Genomic DNA, 16,987 nt, shown 5'->3' with positions numbered 1-16,987 from the left:
TCATTTTGGTCTGACAAGGTAATAGTTGAACGAAATGAATCTAAAATTAAAACAAGTCATTGATGATTTCATTAGCAACGAAGCACTGAGTGGTACCTCGCTAATTATGACCATCTTTGGTGACTGTATTTTTCACCGTGGTGGCATTATTAGTCTGGCCAGCTTAATTCAGTTAATGGATGTGTTTGGTTTTAACGAACGTTCAGTTCGTACAGCCGTATTTCGCCTTGTCCAAAATGGTTGGCTGATTTCCGAGAAAATCGGACGCACCAGTTACTACCGTGTCACGGAAAGCAGTCGCCAACGCTTTATCATGGCAGACCAGAAAATTTATAGTTTTACGCAACAAGAGTGGGACCAAAAATGGGATCTGGTCTTACTCAGTTCTGTTGAACTGGAAAATAAAGTCACTTTGAAAAAAGAGTTGGAATGGCTCGGTTTTGCCAATATCGCCACCAATGTTATGGCGTATCCGGGCTGTGATCACCTGAAATTACAAAATTTGTTGCTTAGTTTGAAGATGACCGACCAAGTGGTGATCTTTAAAGCTGAAGCTTTACAGTTATGGCAAGAGTCTTATCCAACTGTGAAACGCATGGTCGAAATCAATTGGCCTGTACAAGAGCTACATCAGCGTTATGAAAAGTTCATCAGTGATTTCAGAGAATTCTTTAATTTGGTCGAAAGTGAAGATGAACTCGATCCGATACAAGCGTTTCAAATTCGAATTTTATTGATTCATCAATATCGTCGAATTTTATTGAAAGATCCGAATTTACCTTTTGAATTATTGCCATCGAATTGGCTGTCGCTCAATTCACGTAATTTAAGCAGTAATCTCTATCAAACCGTGGTACTGGCAGGGGATGAATTCTTCCTCGACATCGCACGGACTTCAGAAGGTTCAATGCCACCTGCACATCCACAATTCTATAAGCGTTTTGGTGGCTTAAAGCAGGAAGAGCCAAGTTACTAAGCTCAAATATAGCCCTACAGTTTAAGGAACAAACTATGCCGTGTTATGCCATAGATGGTGTTATTCCAGTGGTTAGCCCAAAAGCTTATGTGCATCCCACAGCAGTTTTGATTGGGGATGTAATTGTTGAAGAAGGGGCTTATATTGGTCCTTTTGCTGCCTTGCGCGCAGACTTTGGCGGCATTCATATTCATAAAAATGCCAATGTACAGGATTCCTGCATTATTCATGGGTTCCCGAACAATGTCACCGTGGTCGAAGAGTTTGGTCATATTGGACATGGTGCAATTTTGCACGGTTGCCGTATTGCTAAAAATGTCTTAATTGGTATGAACAGCGTAATTTTGGATGAAGCTATTATTGGCGAAAATACCATTGTCGGTGCCAATAGTACGGTGAAAGCCAAAGCTGAAATTCCAGCAAATTCCTTGGTGATCGGTAGTCCTGCACGCGTGATTCGTAGCTTGGATGAAAAAGAAATTGCGTGGAAATTTAAGGGTACTCAGCAATATATGGATTTAACTCTACGCTGTTTAAACAGTCTACAAGAGGTTGAACCCTTAACAGAAAACTCAGCAATGCGTTTAACGCATACACATTTTAATACTGACCATGTAATTAAGAGTCAAGCAGTTTAAAACTGACTTTGCAATATATGGCTTCACATGGAGCCATAAAACTGTTTGAAGTATCTATTTTTCCAAATTGTTAGATTTAATATTCTTCAACACTTCAAATTTTAGATCGCGAAAATCGTCTTGTTCGGTGTTTGGGGTAAGACAACTTTTCGCATCAATTTTATGTGTAAAAAATTGAATGGATACAGCCTTCAAACATTGCCAGTAAGGCATTTTGGAGCTGGTTACAGGAATTTGTTTTATAAAATAAAATGTTCCAGTATGATGAATCTTCCAACAATAAAATATTGAATATCAATTGGAACTTTATAATGAAAGGTACATTAGTAGATTTTAATTTCCAGATTAATGAAGGGGTAATCCAAGGGGACGATGGAAAGCGCTACAGCTTTTTTGGTTCGGAATGGAAAGACCATACTTCACCCGCACGTGGTCAAAATGTCGATTTTGCTGTGAATGATTTAAATCAGGCTGTCAGTATTTATGTGCAGGCATTTGCGCGTCAGCCTGTTTTTAAAAAAACAAATAATCAGCATGCAGACCAACTACAAACCGAAGAAAACTTTGGTTTCTTCGATTGGGCAATGAAATGTTTAAAGAATTACGTAAATTTTTCGGGGCGTGCTCGTCGTAAAGAATATTGGTACTTCTATTTATTCCAAATTTTAATTGGACTCATACTTGGTTTAAGTCTAGGTATTATGGGGGTGAGCGAAGGTGGAATAGATGCCATTTCTAGTTTACTTTCATTGTTCTTCTTTTTACCTACACTGGCAGTCGGGGTACGTCGCTTGCATGATGTGAATCGTTCGGGGTGGTGGATGCTCTTGGCGCTTACCATTATTGGTCTTATTCCATTGTTAATTTGGGCTGTTTCTGAAACCAAGCCTGAATCGAACCAGTGGGGAGAGCCAGCGAAGTAAATATATGCGTTAAGACTTGATTTGATCTGACAGTGACTCTTTTTTTGTGTTGCTGTCAGGTTGAGTTTAAGCTAGATCAAACAGAAGTAACTAGACGATTTTCATTTTTTGTGGGAGTAAATGAAAACAAATATGTTTGATTCGATAATATTATATTGTCTTTTTGAACAGAATATATTTGTAGAGTTCTATTTTTAAGCAATCTATGTTGTCATTGTAGAATGTATAAAGTTCCAATACGTTTTTCGTTGTTGTTGGGCGAACATATACAATTCCAAAATTTTTATAACTATTGGTATAGTTTTCTATAATGGTTAGTGTTTCTTGATCTTTGTTTTCAAAAGCGATTAAATCTAATTTTTTAATGATTTCTATATTTAAGTCCTTAAAAGTTTCAAATCGAGTCTTATCGAAATCGATTGGTACAAGCGGTTCTTGATTTTCAACAGCCATTTTAAGCATATCTTCAAGCACAAGATTCTTTTGATTGGGTATGCTATTTATTAAGTGAAATGCTTCTTTTGCTTCATTTGAGATAACCTCACTCCCTTTTTGTTTTTTCCAATTTATAAATATGATGAGAGCAACTAAAGCACCGAAAAAAGTAGCTATCGTATTTAATTGATCAATTTGCATTTAAGACTACCTTGTAAAATAAAATTTAGATGATCTTTACTTTTGACTGGGCAAAAGTAACAAAACCCCTTTGTTCGTTAAAGGGCACGTCCGTGTGCCCTTAACGAACGGGCGACATCCATGTCGCAGGTCATGTGATTGGATTAATACTAAATTTTAAGATTTCGCACGACGTTTGAGGCTTTTTCTATTTGCTTCATTAATTTGTTCAGATAACGTATAAATTGCAGTTATATACTAGAAAGTGTTTCATAATTATTGGTTTATATCGCTTTTAATTGTGAAAATCATACCCATAATTATGAATTAATCTAGCAGAACGTAAGATTAGAGAGGGCGACATGGATGTCGCCGTTAGCTTGTGATACATGGACGTATTATCAAGCTAACAAAAGATTTTTGTTACTTTTGATCTTTCAAAAGTAAGACAATGCCTACGCAATGAAAATTGAGTTTAGATTGTAAAGTGCGGCAGTGATTCAATAAATCCTCTCCTTTAAAAAGGAGAGGGAACTAAAAACTAATAAAAAAGCCCCTACAATGTAGAGGCTTTTTTATTTAAGACTTAAACCTTAAGACACTTTATCACCTGGTTTAGCACCAGATTCAGGTGAAATCACCCAAACACCTTCGCCATTACCTGCTGCAAGCACCATACCGTTTGAAATACCAAAACGCATTTTACGCGGTGCAAGGTTTGCCACCATCACCACCAATTTACCTTTTAGGTCTTCTGGTTGGTAGAACTCACGAATACCGCTAAATACATTGCGCGGTTCAGCTTCACCCACATTCAAGGTCAGTTGAAGAAGTTTGTCTGAACCTTCAACCGTTGCAGCTTCTAAAACTTCAGCGACACGAAGGTCAACTTTCATAAAGTCTTCGATACCAATAATTTCAGCTTCACCGACTTTAGGCTCAGGCTTTTTCTCGGCTTTCTTTTCTTTTTTCTTTTCCACTTTTGGTGCTTCTGCCGCCGCAGCCAAAGAGTCTTTAGATGCATCGACCATTGCAGCAACTGCTTTCGGGTCTACACGTTGCATTAAAGGTTGGAACAATGCAATTTCATGATCGACCAATGCTGTTTGAGCAGAAGCAAAGTCAAAGTTATCTAACTTCAAAAAGTCTTGAACTTGAGCTGCTAAAGTCGGAAGGACTGGGGCTAAATACACTGCCAATTGACGGAACAGGTTAATTCCCACCGAACAAACATCGTGTACTTGTTGCTCTTCGCCTTCAACTTTCGCTAAAGCCCAAGGCTTTTTCTCATCAATATATTGATTCGCTTTATCTGCAAGCGCCATGATTTCACGAATTGCAGCAGAGAACTCACGTGCTTCATAGGCTTTGGCAATAGAATCGCCCGCATCGATAAAGCTTTGTACCAATTCAGGCTCTGCACAAGTTGCTGATAATCTATTATCAAACTTGGTGTTGATGAATTTTGCACAGCGGCTGGCAATATTGACGACTTTACCGACCAAGTCTGAATTTACTTTCTGAACGAAATCATCCAAGTTCAAATCAGAATCTTCAACTTTATCAGACAATTTAGAAGCGAAGTAGTAACGTAAATATTCAGGGTTTAAGTGCTCTAAATACGTTTCAGCTTTGATGAATGTCCCGCGAGACTTCGACATCTTCTGACCATTTACAGTCAAGAAACCATTGACGAATAAACCTGATGGGGTACGGTAGTTTGCACCTTCAAGCATTGCAGGCCAGAACAGGGCATGGAAGTAAACGATGTCTTTACCAATGAAGTGATAGACTTCTTTGTCAGAATCTTTCTTCCAAAAGTCATCAAAACTTAAATCAGGACGTTTAGCTTTAATGTAGTTTTCAAAACTCGACATATAACCAATCGGTGCGTCTACCCAAACATAGAAATATTTGTTTGGTGCATCTGGAATTTCAAAACCGAAATACGGTGCATCACGTGAAATATCCCAATCCGATAAGCCCGCTTCAAACCATTCATCCAGTTTGTTTGCAATTGAAACAGGGAGGCGACCTTGGTCACGCGTCCACTTTTGCAAATATTCTGAGAAATTTGGCAGTTTAAAGAAGTAGTGATCTGAAGATTTCTCAACAGGCGTTGCGCCACTCAAAGTCGATTTCGGGTTTAAAAGTTCAGTCGCGTTGTAAGTTGTCCCGCAGACTTCGCAAGCATCGCCATATTGATCTTCTGACTTACATTTCGGGCACGTGCCTTTAATGAAACGATCCGATAAGAACATGCCTTTTTCAGGGTCAAAAAGCTGGTTGACAGGACGGATTGCAATATTGCCTGCTTCACGGTTTTTCACATAAATTTCAGAGGCACGAGAGCGGTTTTCATCACTATGGGTTGAATCATAATGATCGAAATGCACGCCAAAACCATCAAAGTCACGGATGTGTTCTTTTTGCACATTGGCAATTTGTTGTTCTGGAGAAATGCCATTGGCTTCAGCACGTAGCATAATGGCTGTACCATGAGCATCATCCGCACAGACATAAGTCACATCATGTCCCATTGCACGCATGGCACGAACCCAGATATCTGCTTGGATATAACCGAGTAAGTGACCCATATGGATAGGGCCATTGGCGTATGGTAGGGCGTTAGTGACTAAAATATTACGCACGGATATGACTCTCTCATTCGTATTTTATATAAGGTCAACGATTTTACCTTAGATAGCCGCGACTTGCACAAGTGAATCGGTGAAAAGTTTTCAAAAGAGACTAAAGCCAGTATGAATTGATGGGTTGGATTGAGTATTTATCGCCAATTTGAGTATGATGTTGAAAAAGAAGAACCAATAGGAAAGAGTTTGTCTAAAAAAAGCATTAAAAAGTTTGCTGATCTTTCCAATAAAATTTTAGACGGGGTTTTAAAACTGGTCGGTTATACCTTTATATTGTTGTTGGCTGTGATCATCATCTTCTATCTTGCATTTTCGATTTGGTTTGGAAATATAAGAGATGGGCAAAATGCAGAAAGATTGCTACACAGTCAGAATTATGACCATCAGACTTTTCCATATTTGGCTGAACCCATGTTCTTTTATAAGCGGATGCATATAGGTGATCGTGGTGCTTGGGTGGAGGTTTATCCTTTGGATGAACAGACCAAAAAGCAATTTTTACTTCAGTTACAACAGCAAGAAATTCAACCACAAAGCACGCAGATTGAATGTATCCAACCGACCATTAAAAAGCGTTGGAAAAGCTGGCATTCGAATATTCATTATGTACAGCCAGCTGAATGGCTAAAAGATCATAATGATTACAAAGTACATGATTCTTTTATTGTTTATGGTTCGGAGCAACACATTAAAATTGTAGAACGAGCTTGTATGGAGCGGCAATTTAAAAAGCTGGTTGGTAAGGATGTGCGACCACATGATTATTGGGCAATTTCTGAAAAGGAAAATTTGCTATACAGTGTATATGTCATCGACTAAATTAATTTAAATCTCTTTTGAGTGGATTGCGAAAGCTCAAAGCTTTGAGTCTAAAACTACTGCATATTTTCTCTATATTCATAAGGCAATAACAGCGATAATACGTCCATTCAGCCCGTTTTAAGAGTATGCAGTCCATGATCGATGATGATTTTGATTTCGACCAACCCGTGACCCGAATTCCGCAAAATCCACAAGCGACTAAACTATTGGGCAATCAACTTTTACAACAAGCTGAACAATACCTTGCTTCAATGGGGAGCCGAGCGCATGCACAATTGGTTGAGTCGCTCCGTCAGCTCGAGTTGGAAGATCCATACTTTGCAATAATGGCCGATCAGCTTGAGTACGAAAGTGATGAACCGATGGCCAATGACGTGCTCAATCTGTTGTATTTTTGGCAAATGGCTAATGAAAAAGAAGCGGATATTACTGAGTTTCAATTGCCCCATTTAATCCAAACGAACTATTTCCAAGCAGCTTTCCTTGAAGCGTATGATGCGATGGATTTGGGCACATTCCAAGCCCAACGCCGCAGCGTGATTGAAGAAACATTAAAACTGTATCAACAGCAATGTTATGCAGGTTGTATTACGGTTCTTTATGGTCAAATTGAAGGGATTTTGACGGATACACTGATTGAACATGGGTATTTACAGCAAAATCAAACCAAGTTTGTCGATGTGTATAAAATCGTACCAGGTTTGAAAGGGCATGAGGTCAAAAGCTTATGGCATAAAGTCAAAATTGCCAGTGAAATCAATCCGTATTTTCTGAGCCTTGAAGCATTGAAAATGGATGCAAGCTCAAGTGTGACCGCCAGCCGTCATAACATGGTACACGGTGCAGACGTTACTCATTTCACTCAAGCACGCAGTTTCATTTTGTTTATTTGGTTGTTTGCAGTCATCAGCTTTATCAGCACTTTACAGCGATAATCTATTCCTTATCGTGGTACAGGATGGCATTTAAATTGCTGCATCCTGTACAGCTATTGTTTCAATATGCTGTTTTGCATTTTAATCTGCCTTGATCGCGGTATAACTATAACCAGATGCCATAACAGAAAAAGGTGTAACAATGACTGTTGAAAATAAAATTGATGAATTAAAAGACAAAGCTGCGGAACTTGGTGATGATTTAAAACAAGTCGCAAAAGATGCTCAAACTGAAGGCGAACAGGCGATTGATGAATTAAAAAGTTCTGCTGTCGAAGTCAAACAAGCTGCCGAACAAAAGCTTGATGAAGTGAAGGGCAAGCTAGATGAACAACAAGCTGCGGTTGAAGATGCAGGTCTTGATAGCACCATTGAAGATGCCAAAGCCAAATGGGCTGACGTACAGCATCAGGCGCAAGAAAAGTACGAACATTTAAAAGCAGAAGCGAGTCATTTACTTGACGAAGCCAAAGTTAAGTCCGCAGAGCTGAAACAGGAAGCATCGGTAAAATTTGATGAACTCAAAATTCAGGCAACCGAAAAATTTGATGAACTCAAAAAAGCCGCGACCGACAAACTTAACAAATTTAAAAAAGATGATCACGATCAAACTTAATTTTAAATTATCTTGATCAGGTTAAATGAGTAAGCATTCGACATGGACGTTGAGTAGCTTTAGGTCATTAAGGATTTATGCTGACCCATTCGATTTGACGAATTCGGTCATTCACTACAGTAATGGTATAGCGTTTACCTTCTATTTCGTAAACATAGTGCATTGCAGTGTAGTTTCTTTGATTTTCGGTGACTGTTGAGCTGCTCATGCCCTCGGGAGACTGCCCCATATGTGTTGCTAATTTTTGATAACTGTCACCAACGTGTAGCACTACACCTGATGAGGTTCGTAGACTGTTCAGTTGTTGTATAGCTGCCCAAATGCTCGGGGATATGCTGAAACATAGGAAACTTAACACTAAAACATGCGGTATTTTCATGGCAATCTCCTGTTTTTATCTCAGATATGTTGGTTGCCTTGGTATTTGAATAATGCGCTGTAAAGCTAAAATGAGTTAAAGCCTGTATTTTTAAATTTAATGCCTATTTATTTACAAAACATCATGGAAATTGTTAATTATTTATCATTTTTAGCGTGTGAAAATCCTCATTTTCCAGTTATGAAAATAAAGTCGAATGATATCTGACTGAAATACTCGGTTTTTTCTGGCTTATTGGCAACGTAGCTCGGTGAAATGCTTAACCTAACGGAAAATAAGCGTTAAACTATATGATTCAGCTGTAATCCAGATTTGGAGTAAATGTATGTCTTGGCTTTCTTCACTTAAATCCATTTTTTCGCCCGCTCAGGAGGTGAAAGAAGAAGAAATCCAGCAGGTTTTACAGCAATATATTTTGCCGAATTCAAATCACGCTTTAAAAGACCGTATTTCTCAAATTAATGTGCAAGGTCGAGTATTACAGATCACCATTAATACTTATCCTGAAGAAGCCGATCATTTACAGCAAATTCATGATGATTTGGCTGAGTCCCTAGAAAAATGTGGGATTCAGGAACTTAATATGCATGTGATTCAACAAAAAACAGCACATGCTGAAAAATCTGGTGGCTGTGGGCATAATCATGCGCAAGGCGAAAGCTGTTCAAGCCCTGCTAAACCAGAGAAGACCAATTTGCCGCCAGTCATGGATGCTACCGCGACAATGCAAACCGAAGCAGATCCGAATAATCCACCTATTGCCAAAGCAGCCCCGCAACAACGCGATGTGCCGAAGCATCCACGTATTCAAAATGTGATTTTAGTGTCTTCTGGTAAAGGTGGTGTCGGTAAATCAACGACAACAGTTAATTTGGCTTTGGCAATGCAGCAATTAGGACTAAAAGTTGGTGTATTAGATGCCGACATTTATGGTCCAAGTATTCCAACCATGTTGGGCAATGCGGGTAAAACCCCAATGATTGAAGCTGAAAACTTCGTCCCGCTTGATGCGTATGGACTTGCTGTACTTTCGATTGGGCATTTAACTGGTGACAATAATACCCCTGTGGCATGGCGTGGTCCTAAAGCGACAGGTGCATTAATGCAATTATTTAACCAGACCTTATGGCCAGATTTGGATGTGTTGGTGATTGATATGCCACCAGGAACTGGCGATATTCAATTGACTTTGGCACAGCGTATTCCAGTGACTGGCGCTGTGATTGTGACTACACCACAAAATGTCGCACTCTTGGATGCGACCAAAGGCATTGAACTGTTTAACCGTGTGCAGATTCCAGTCATGGGCGTGATTGAAAACATGTCGACCCATATTTGCTCAAATTGTGGTTTCGAAGAGCAAATTTTTGGTACAGGTGGAGGTGATAAATTGTCAGAGCAATATCACATTCCATTATTGGGACGTTTACCGCTGGATGCATCCATCCGTGAAAATGCAGATGCAGGTCAGCCTTCTGTTATTGTTGGTGATGCTGCGGCAGAAAGCTACTTGGCGATTGCGGAAAAAATCGTGGCACAATTAACTAAGTCGGATAAAGATAAAAATCGAATTTTCTAAAGTCGATAAAAAAGGGATGTTGATCGCAACATCCCTTTTTACATGAAAGTTTTGGCTGAGTGTTTTTTTTAGGAATGAAATCTTTTATTCCATTTACGCAAAACCGACCATCGCCAAATAATACGTGTGCAAATATAAAGAATAAATGCAGTTAACAATGCTTCTAATACTAATCCTGTGACTAAAATTTTGGCAAGATGCAGATCAATATGACCATGCCCGAAGTTTTTAACCCAGTTCAAAATTTGGTGTAATACCCCCAAAATCATATCTTTATCAATCATATTGACTTGGAAGATTTTACTGCCTAACCAGAAGCCTAAATATAAAATCGGTACGACAGTGAGTGGGTTAGATAACCATGCAAGGGTTAGGCTCAGTGGGAGGTTCACTTCAATCAGTAATACTGTGAACACAATAAATACACTGTGAAATGGCACTGGTAGAATCCCCCAAAAAGTACCGATAAATACCGCATGGGAAATAGATTTTCGATTGACGTACCAAAGCACGGGATTTAAAGTGCGCTGACCAAAAATCCGCATAAACTTCAATTGATTGACTTTTTCAGGAGAGGGAAGCCACGATTGGAAAAATTTCTTTGCCATACGAAATCAGCTTTTCAGGACAGGGTATTGTGCATGATTTAAGTGAAAAACGATAGTTGATTCACCTTTTTGCTATAAGGAACTGTGCTTTAGAGTTACATACAAAACTGAAAATAAACTTAAAAAAACTGCTGAATCATGGTTTTAAATCGTATAGCACTGAATGAAAATTAAATGAATTGTGACAAAAAAAATAATATATTTTTACAGAATGACTCATAGGTTTTATGGGGCTTATTTTTGTTAAGATGATGATTTTTATTGGGTATGTTAAATTCCTAAAAACTTTTACCATTTTCCTTTACAATATTTTTTTTGCTATATTGAAACAATTCAACTACGCTTCATTTGCTCAAATGTGAGGTAAGAGTATGGTTTCTTTGTTCTTTATAGGGTTGGTGGTTTCTTTATTATTAACCCCAGGTCCTACCAATACTCTACTTGCTTCATCTGGTATTCAGGTAGGCATTCGAAAATCATTTCGTCTTATTCCTGCAGAAGCATTTGGTTATCTAATTTCTATTAGCGTGTGGGGTATCATTATTGGTACTGTATCGCGTCATTATCCTGTCATCCCGACTGCACTGAAACTTTTTAGTGCCAGCTATATTTTATTTTTAGCCGTTAAACTATGGAAAACGGCAGATGTAGAAGAAAGTTATAATCAACCAACCATTCGTGCTCGTGAGTTATTTTGTGCAACCTTGTTGAACCCTAAAGCGCTTTTATTTGCATCTGCTATTTTCCCAGCAGTTGTTTGGCTCAATGTGGATGCTTACATTGCACATATGTTGGTATTTTTAATTTTGATTGTTCCGATTGCTTTTTTCTGGACTTTTATTGGTTCGATCTTGGCATCCAATCGAGTAAGTTGGTTAACTAAATCTAATTTGCAAAAAACAGCATCGGTTGTGTTAATCAGTTTTTCTATTCCACTAAGTTATTCGGCACTATTAAACCTTTAATTATCCAAGCACGCGGTTGAATTCGAATTTTCAAAGCGTGCAGCATCGCATGTGCCCGTATTTTCATTGGGGCTGAATTAAGTTAAAGTACAGCGCAAGAATTGCTTGAAGTTTTGGAAATAGAATAATGGCTATTAAGTCTGATCGTTGGATTCGCGAAATGAGCGAAAAACACGGCATGATTGAACCGTATGCGGAAAATCAGGTACGTTTGGATGAGAATGGCGAAAAGCTCATTTCTTATGGCGTGTCGAGTTATGGCTATGATGTTCGTTGTGCGCGTGAATTTAAAGTGTTCACCAATGTTCACTCTGCAATTGTCGATCCAAAACATTTCGATGAAAAAAGTTTTATCGATATCGAGTCTGATGTTTGCATCATTCCACCAAACTCATTTGCTTTAGCGCGTACTGTGGAATATTTCCGTATTCCTCGTAATGTGTTAACCGTGTGTCTTGGCAAGTCGACTTATGCACGCTGCGGTATTATTGTAAACGTGACACCGTTAGAACCTGAGTGGGAAGGTCATGTCACGCTTGAGTTTTCCAACACCACCAATTTACCTGCGCGTATTTATGCGGGTGAAGGTGTTGCACAAATGCTGTTTTTTGAGAGTGATGAAGTGTGTGAGACTTCTTACAAAGATCGTGGTGGTAAGTACCAAGGGCAAACTGGTGTAACTTTACCGAAAGCCTAATTTGCAATAAGTTGTACCATCGCTAAAAACCTATTTGTTCAGTCAAATAGGTTTTTTCTGTTTTTAGGTTCCAAAATTACGTCTTTTTAAAAATTTTCATTCATCGGAAAATGTCGACATTTTCCGAGTTTTTTTTGCAATCGTGTAATTATTCAGCATAATGAGCTTTAAAAATGTCTTGGTGAAATGTACCTAATACGGAACATTTGACAGTAAAACAAAGCATAACCAAGTCTAGGATGAACAAAATAATGATGCGGAGCATCAAATAACAAGGAAGGTCGCGATGACGGATAGGCATACGACAATTTTGCGTAAAACATTGCTGGCGAGCATGATTGGGCTCTGTTGTTCTTATAGTTTTGCTTTAGAAGTACTTTCAGATCAGGTATTAAGTAATTCTACAGGCGAAGGCATTGCTATTCTGCCTGAAAATTTCAAAATGGTATTTCAAACTGCCGAAGATGGTTTAACCGCGGCACAGAATCAAACGCGTTTAGCCAATCGTAACTATGACACAGGGTTTGTGCGTTTTATTCCAGTAGGGCCACTTTCAGACACGGCTAAAACCGCGGGTGCCAAAAAAGCAGATGTCTTTGTTTATGGTTTGGCTTTGTCAGCATCGGACAATAATCTCAATTCCCGTTTTAGTAATCTGGGCTTTAATTGGGGACAAGAAACCAATCCTTGGGTGTTTAGTGTGAAATCTATTAGCAGCACAGCCAATCGCGTAGTTTATGATTTTGCTGGGGTCGCACAAGATTTTAGTTACTTATCGTTAGAAGCACCATATCTTTTAGATGGTGCTGCCAATACCGCAGCGGATAATAATATTAAATTAGGCTTGTGGGGAGACTTCTTCGCACGTAATCCTTTGGTTGCTGCACCTGTCGATGCTAAAAATGGTGCACCTGCGAATTTAAATGGTTTAGATAGTCGTTTAAGACTACAAATGGTGGCCAATGGTCTGTCTTTGAATGGATCTAATTTAAAGTTATTCCAGACTTTGGGAGGAGCAGCCAGCTCATCATTACCGACGTCTTATAACAATACTTTAGGTTTAGCGGCACTCATTCGATTAAATACCAATGATAATCCGAGCACTGCAACTGAAGACAAATCTAAAGCATTACGCATTAGTACGGCAGAAACCTTAAGCACAGATATAACCAATGATTTAACCACACCTGCGATTTCTAAAACTTCGGCACCAAATTTTAATGCGAATGATGGCGTGTTTTTATATAGTCCAAATATTAACTTGGTACTAGGCAGTGTGTATCAACCGTTAATTGTTGATACGGCGGCAGATGGTCAAAACTTTGTTATTGAATTGACCCGTATTCCGAATAAAGCCAATGTTTATCAACAAATTTATACCGACTATACGGCATTGGCGAGTGGAACCACTTCGGCGTATAAAGGTTCAACTTGTAATGTTCAATACTGTGGTGATCCTATCACCATGGGGCAAACCTATCAGGGTAATACAGCCACACACAGCAGTATTTCCATTGGTACAGTCGGTTTTACCAATAACAATAAATTTTTAAAAGCAGATACCAGTACCAATGCGGTGGGAGTGAGTTTTGTCACACCAACAGGAACCAAGACCAATTTAGGGTCCGCAGCCATTGATGGAATGTTAATTCAACATCTAAAAATTACCACCACAGGGCTATAAGGAGAAATAGATGAAACATTATATTCTTGCTGCCCTATTGTTGAGTTCTCAGTATGCTTCGGCTGCGTTAGATGCATTAGATGCGAACCAATTATCGAATATACGTGGACAAGGTGGGGCAGATTTAAGCTGGTCATTTTCTTTAAATCATAACCTGCCGACCAATACTACAGAAGTCCCTTATGACTATTCCTGTAATGGCGCAGGTAATGAATTTTGCCGTTTAGCCTTTAACGTAAGTAATCGTAAAGATGCCAGTGGAAACTTGTATTGGCTCGTTTTCAAAAAAATACAGGGCACAATTGCGATCGATAAATTTCAATTAGATGGCACCACTGTGACGACCAGTGCAGGCTATAAAACGGCAATGAAATTGACCTTTTTAGACGGTTATCCAATCCAGATTCGTAATTTTGGTTTTGAAGCACTTGCCATTGAAAAAGACTCAGGTACGAGTGATGCACAAAAAGGTTATTTAAAACAAACCACTTATAGTTCATCGCATGAGTCTGTGTTTGATCGTGGTTTAGAGACAGGCTTTACAGGCCTAAATATGCATGGAAATTTAGCCTTATCGGGAACAATGAAGTTTTTTAGTTGTAATTCTACTGCGACTTCACGTTGTTAATTCAATCACATAAGGAACTGTGAATGAGTACAAACAAAATTATAAAACTCAGTGTGTTGGCTTCGAGTGTGTTATTGGCGCAGCAGATTTATGCTTTAGAAGCACTTTCAGATCAAAGCTTGCGTACTGTTTCAGGACAGGATGGAATCAGTTTAAGTTATGAAACTGACCGAGTCACCATTGACCAATTAAATTGGAAAGACAATACCAATTTCTCAAATGGTACTTCAGGGAATCTGAATCTTTCCCTGAATAATATTGAAGTGAGTAAAATTGATAATAATAAAATTGGCGGAAAAGTTAAGCTTGATGTGGGCACCAATGCCAATAAGACGGGCATGCGGATAGAGGCGGTGGTTAATCCTGCCAATATACATATTGCTAAAGTGGCCGTTTGTGGTGATGGTACACGTGGTGCAGATTGTGCGAACCAAAATACCTTGGGGGCTTTAACTCTGCAAAATCGGGCACCGATGAATTTTGTTTTAGAAACCAGAAGTGGTTTATTTAACTCAAAAGATAAAGCTTATTTGGAATTTGGCCTGCAAAATGCCAATATTTTTCATACTTTAAAAAATGGCAATGAATATAACCAGTTTATCTTAAAAGACTTTAACTTTAATTTTAAAGGTATGGGTTATTTATATTTAGATGCCAATAAAGGCATGGTGTTATCGACCAACTCTCCAAATGCTTCGGACAGTACAGTGAATGAAGTTGTTCTTGAGCGTGTTCAAGACTTGGATAATCCAGGCAAGACTCGCCCTGGTTTTAATATTGATGTGCGGTATAAAACCAATGTCGGCAATGATGGAAAATTGTATACCGCCAATGAGAATACAGACCAACTCAATTCTATTATCCGTTTAGGGGCATCGGGACGTTTACGAGATGCAGAAGTATCGGTCAATGCTGATCGTACAAATTTGGGTGGAGCAGAAGGGGCTTCAACTTCTAGCACTCAAATGGCGGGTTCAACAGGGCTACATCTGAATGTAAAAACCAGTTTTACTCGTGATGAGAAGAATGCATCTGGTGTTGTGACTGCGGAAGGGACAAAATTTGAGCTGGGGCATACAGGTAAGAATTCTTATGCCATAGAGTTTGGGAATTTAACGCCATTACAAATTCGTACTCAAAGTGGTGCGAGTTTGGTAGCCAATAATAATTTGGCCTATATTAATTTTGGTGACATTTATATTAATGCGGTACAAACCAAATCATTGGAGTTTGAAATTGGGCAAAATATTGCCAAATTATTAGGCAAGCAAGCAGGCATTGGTCGTTATAACTTAAGCAATAATACACAAAACGCTGTCGCAATTGCAGTACGAGGTATGGATTTTCAAGCGATTGCACGAAATGCTAAGTTTATTGCCAATAACAGTAATGACGTGAGCCATCAAATTACCTCCCAAAGTGCAACATGGGGGCTGGGTATTCCCATTTATAATTTGAATGCTAATTTAGGTTTATATGGCACGACTTATGGTGCAAATAATGCCGAAGCGATTGGTTTTGGTTTAACTATGTCTACTCAGGGGCGTGATGCAACAGGTTCTAAAACAACCTCTATTATTTTGATTGATGGTGCTCCGAACAGTTTCAATACGGCTGAAGAAGTGAATTATTACACAGGCCTACGCAATATTGATTTCTTCATGGATACGCAAGGCGTGTTAGCAATGGAGCAATCAGGCATTAAGTTAGACTTGCCTCGTTTAGTCATTGCAATGGGTGCTGAAATTGCATTGGGGCAGTTACCAGGCAGTCGCTATGAGGCTGCTGCATGTGCGAATGCTGCAACAACCAGCTTAAATTGTTTTGTTCCAGCCAATAGTTTTACCAATACGGATGATGTGTTATTCGGATTGGCATTGCGTTTGGATGCTTCAGCACAATTGAACATTTTACCAGGCACTGTAGCAGATAATCATTTAGCGATTCAGGGGAATATTAAACTGAATGCTTCTGATGCAAGCACCAATAAAAACTACCTGCATTTGACCAATGTTCAAGACAATGCCACGATTGGTTTTGACCGAATTCAAGGTGAGCTTGATTTGAATGCCAAAATTTTGGTAGAGAAGGATCAAGTTAAATTTAATAATAACATTCGCTTGAACCCGACTAATCAGGCTGCTGGGGTTTTAAAAGCCGATGTTAATTTATACCCGACAGCAGATCGAGCCCAGAATTTAGGCACAATGGTGTTCACTGGTGGAAATATTCGTAGCAGTTTCGGCATTACACCAAGATAAAAAGAAT

General features: G+C 38.9%; 16 protein-coding genes. 12 read left to right on the top strand and 4 right to left on the bottom strand.

The annotated features are described in order from the left end of the window. Positions 1 to 34: 34 nt before the first annotated feature. The 3 genes from E0H82_RS02250 (at position 35) to E0H82_RS02240 (ending at position 2,537) form a co-directional block, all read left to right on the top strand. Positions 35 to 976, top strand: coding sequence for a PaaX family transcriptional regulator C-terminal domain-containing protein (locus E0H82_RS02250; protein ID WP_131262801.1), 942 nt, complete (start codon positions 35 to 37; stop codon positions 974 to 976). Between the two features lie 35 nt (positions 977 to 1,011). Then, positions 1,012 to 1,614 (top strand): gamma carbonic anhydrase family protein, encoded by a 603-nt coding sequence (locus tag E0H82_RS02245; protein WP_131262800.1) that lies wholly within the window; start codon positions 1,012 to 1,014, stop codon positions 1,612 to 1,614. A 311-nt stretch (positions 1,615 to 1,925) separates the two neighbouring features. Further along, entirely contained in the window at positions 1,926 to 2,537 is a 612-nt protein-coding gene (locus tag E0H82_RS02240) for a DUF805 domain-containing protein (protein ID WP_131262799.1), read from the top strand. Between the two features lie 150 nt (positions 2,538 to 2,687). On the opposite strand, the gene E0H82_RS16650 is transcribed toward E0H82_RS02240, so the two are convergent. Next, the gene (locus tag E0H82_RS16650; RefSeq protein ID WP_228258610.1) at positions 2,688 to 3,173 is read right to left on the bottom strand and encodes a hypothetical protein; all 486 of its coding nucleotides are present in this window, start codon (positions 3,171 to 3,173) and stop codon (positions 2,688 to 2,690) included. Positions 3,174 to 3,745: 572 nt separating this feature from the next. Beyond that, positions 3,746 to 5,803 (bottom strand): methionine--tRNA ligase, encoded by a 2,058-nt coding sequence (gene metG / locus E0H82_RS02230; RefSeq protein ID WP_131262798.1) that lies wholly within the window; start codon positions 5,801 to 5,803, stop codon positions 3,746 to 3,748. Between the two features lie 189 nt (positions 5,804 to 5,992). Between metG and E0H82_RS02225 the strand changes: the two genes are divergently transcribed. From E0H82_RS02225 to E0H82_RS02215, 3 genes are all read left to right on the top strand, one after another. Continuing rightward, positions 5,993 to 6,625, top strand: a complete 633-nt coding sequence (locus tag E0H82_RS02225) for a hypothetical protein (RefSeq protein WP_131262797.1) — start codon at positions 5,993 to 5,995, stop codon at positions 6,623 to 6,625. 137 nt (positions 6,626 to 6,762) lie between these two features. Beyond that, entirely contained in the window at positions 6,763 to 7,563 is an 801-nt protein-coding gene (locus tag E0H82_RS02220; RefSeq protein ID WP_131262796.1) for a hypothetical protein, read from the top strand. Positions 7,564 to 7,705: 142 nt separating this feature from the next. Then, positions 7,706 to 8,179: a hypothetical protein gene (locus E0H82_RS02215; RefSeq protein ID WP_131262795.1), complete on the top strand. Its 474-nt coding sequence runs from the start codon at positions 7,706 to 7,708 to the stop codon at positions 8,177 to 8,179. A gap of 67 nt (positions 8,180 to 8,246) precedes the next feature. On the opposite strand, the gene E0H82_RS02210 is transcribed toward E0H82_RS02215, so the two are convergent. After that, positions 8,247 to 8,558, bottom strand: coding sequence for a hypothetical protein (locus E0H82_RS02210; RefSeq protein WP_131262794.1), 312 nt, complete (start codon positions 8,556 to 8,558; stop codon positions 8,247 to 8,249). A 325-nt stretch (positions 8,559 to 8,883) separates the two neighbouring features. Between E0H82_RS02210 and apbC the strand changes: the two genes are divergently transcribed. Further along, positions 8,884 to 10,137 (top strand): iron-sulfur cluster carrier protein ApbC, encoded by a 1,254-nt coding sequence (gene apbC, locus E0H82_RS02205; protein ID WP_131262793.1) that lies wholly within the window; start codon positions 8,884 to 8,886, stop codon positions 10,135 to 10,137. Positions 10,138 to 10,205: 68 nt separating this feature from the next. Here apbC and E0H82_RS02200 read toward each other — a convergent pair whose 3' ends face one another. Beyond that, positions 10,206 to 10,745, bottom strand: coding sequence for a DUF2062 domain-containing protein (locus E0H82_RS02200; RefSeq protein ID WP_131262792.1), 540 nt, complete (start codon positions 10,743 to 10,745; stop codon positions 10,206 to 10,208). Between the two features lie 371 nt (positions 10,746 to 11,116). Between E0H82_RS02200 and E0H82_RS02195 the strand changes: the two genes are divergently transcribed. From E0H82_RS02195 to E0H82_RS02175, 5 genes are all read left to right on the top strand, one after another. Further along, positions 11,117 to 11,710, top strand: coding sequence for a LysE family translocator (locus tag E0H82_RS02195; RefSeq protein WP_131262791.1), 594 nt, complete (start codon positions 11,117 to 11,119; stop codon positions 11,708 to 11,710). Positions 11,711 to 11,837: 127 nt separating this feature from the next. Further along, positions 11,838 to 12,407, top strand: a complete 570-nt coding sequence (gene dcd / locus E0H82_RS02190) for a dCTP deaminase (RefSeq protein ID WP_099338403.1) — start codon at positions 11,838 to 11,840, stop codon at positions 12,405 to 12,407. A gap of 286 nt (positions 12,408 to 12,693) precedes the next feature. Then, the gene (locus E0H82_RS02185; RefSeq protein WP_131262790.1) at positions 12,694 to 14,091 is read left to right on the top strand and encodes a hypothetical protein; all 1,398 of its coding nucleotides are present in this window, start codon (positions 12,694 to 12,696) and stop codon (positions 14,089 to 14,091) included. A 10-nt stretch (positions 14,092 to 14,101) separates the two neighbouring features. Then, on the top strand, positions 14,102 to 14,719 hold the full coding sequence (locus tag E0H82_RS02180) for a hypothetical protein (RefSeq protein ID WP_131262789.1): 618 nt from the start codon (positions 14,102 to 14,104) through the stop codon (positions 14,717 to 14,719). A 23-nt stretch (positions 14,720 to 14,742) separates the two neighbouring features. After that, a complete protein-coding gene (locus tag E0H82_RS02175; protein ID WP_131262788.1) occupies positions 14,743 to 16,980 on the top strand; it encodes a DUF6160 family protein in 2,238 nt (745 codons plus the stop codon). Positions 16,981 to 16,987: the final 7 nt, after the last annotated feature.

The sequence above is a fragment of the Acinetobacter sp. ANC 4910 genome (assembly GCF_004331035.1).
GTDB lineage: Bacteria > Pseudomonadota > Gammaproteobacteria > Pseudomonadales > Moraxellaceae > Acinetobacter.
The sequence above is the reverse complement of the archived record's forward strand: the minus strand, read 5'-3'. Positions and strand labels throughout refer to the sequence as shown.

Excerpts from the sequence above, each read along its gene's own strand:
- E0H82_RS02250 (WP_131262801.1), top strand. The coding sequence starts at position 35 with ATGAATCTAAAATTAAAACAAGTCATTGATGATTTCATTAGCAACGAA.
- E0H82_RS02245 (WP_131262800.1), top strand. The coding sequence starts at position 1,012 with ATGCCGTGTTATGCCATAGATGGTGTTATTCCAGTGGTTAGCCCAAAA.
- E0H82_RS02240 (WP_131262799.1), top strand. The coding sequence starts at position 1,926 with ATGAAAGGTACATTAGTAGATTTTAATTTCCAGATTAATGAAGGGGTA.
- E0H82_RS16650 (WP_228258610.1), bottom strand. The coding sequence starts at position 3,173 with ATGCAAATTGATCAATTAAATACGATAGCTACTTTTTTCGGTGCTTTA.
- E0H82_RS02220 (WP_131262796.1), top strand. The coding sequence starts at position 6,763 with ATGATCGATGATGATTTTGATTTCGACCAACCCGTGACCCGAATTCCG.
- E0H82_RS02215 (WP_131262795.1), top strand. The coding sequence starts at position 7,706 with ATGACTGTTGAAAATAAAATTGATGAATTAAAAGACAAAGCTGCGGAA.
- E0H82_RS02210 (WP_131262794.1), bottom strand. The coding sequence starts at position 8,558 with ATGAAAATACCGCATGTTTTAGTGTTAAGTTTCCTATGTTTCAGCATA.
- apbC (WP_131262793.1), top strand. The coding sequence starts at position 8,884 with ATGTCTTGGCTTTCTTCACTTAAATCCATTTTTTCGCCCGCTCAGGAG.
- E0H82_RS02200 (WP_131262792.1), bottom strand. The coding sequence starts at position 10,745 with ATGGCAAAGAAATTTTTCCAATCGTGGCTTCCCTCTCCTGAAAAAGTC.
- E0H82_RS02195 (WP_131262791.1), top strand. The coding sequence starts at position 11,117 with ATGGTTTCTTTGTTCTTTATAGGGTTGGTGGTTTCTTTATTATTAACC.
- dcd (WP_099338403.1), top strand. The coding sequence starts at position 11,838 with ATGGCTATTAAGTCTGATCGTTGGATTCGCGAAATGAGCGAAAAACAC.
- E0H82_RS02185 (WP_131262790.1), top strand. The coding sequence starts at position 12,694 with ATGACGGATAGGCATACGACAATTTTGCGTAAAACATTGCTGGCGAGC.
- E0H82_RS02180 (WP_131262789.1), top strand. The coding sequence starts at position 14,102 with ATGAAACATTATATTCTTGCTGCCCTATTGTTGAGTTCTCAGTATGCT.
- E0H82_RS02175 (WP_131262788.1), top strand. The coding sequence starts at position 14,743 with ATGAGTACAAACAAAATTATAAAACTCAGTGTGTTGGCTTCGAGTGTG.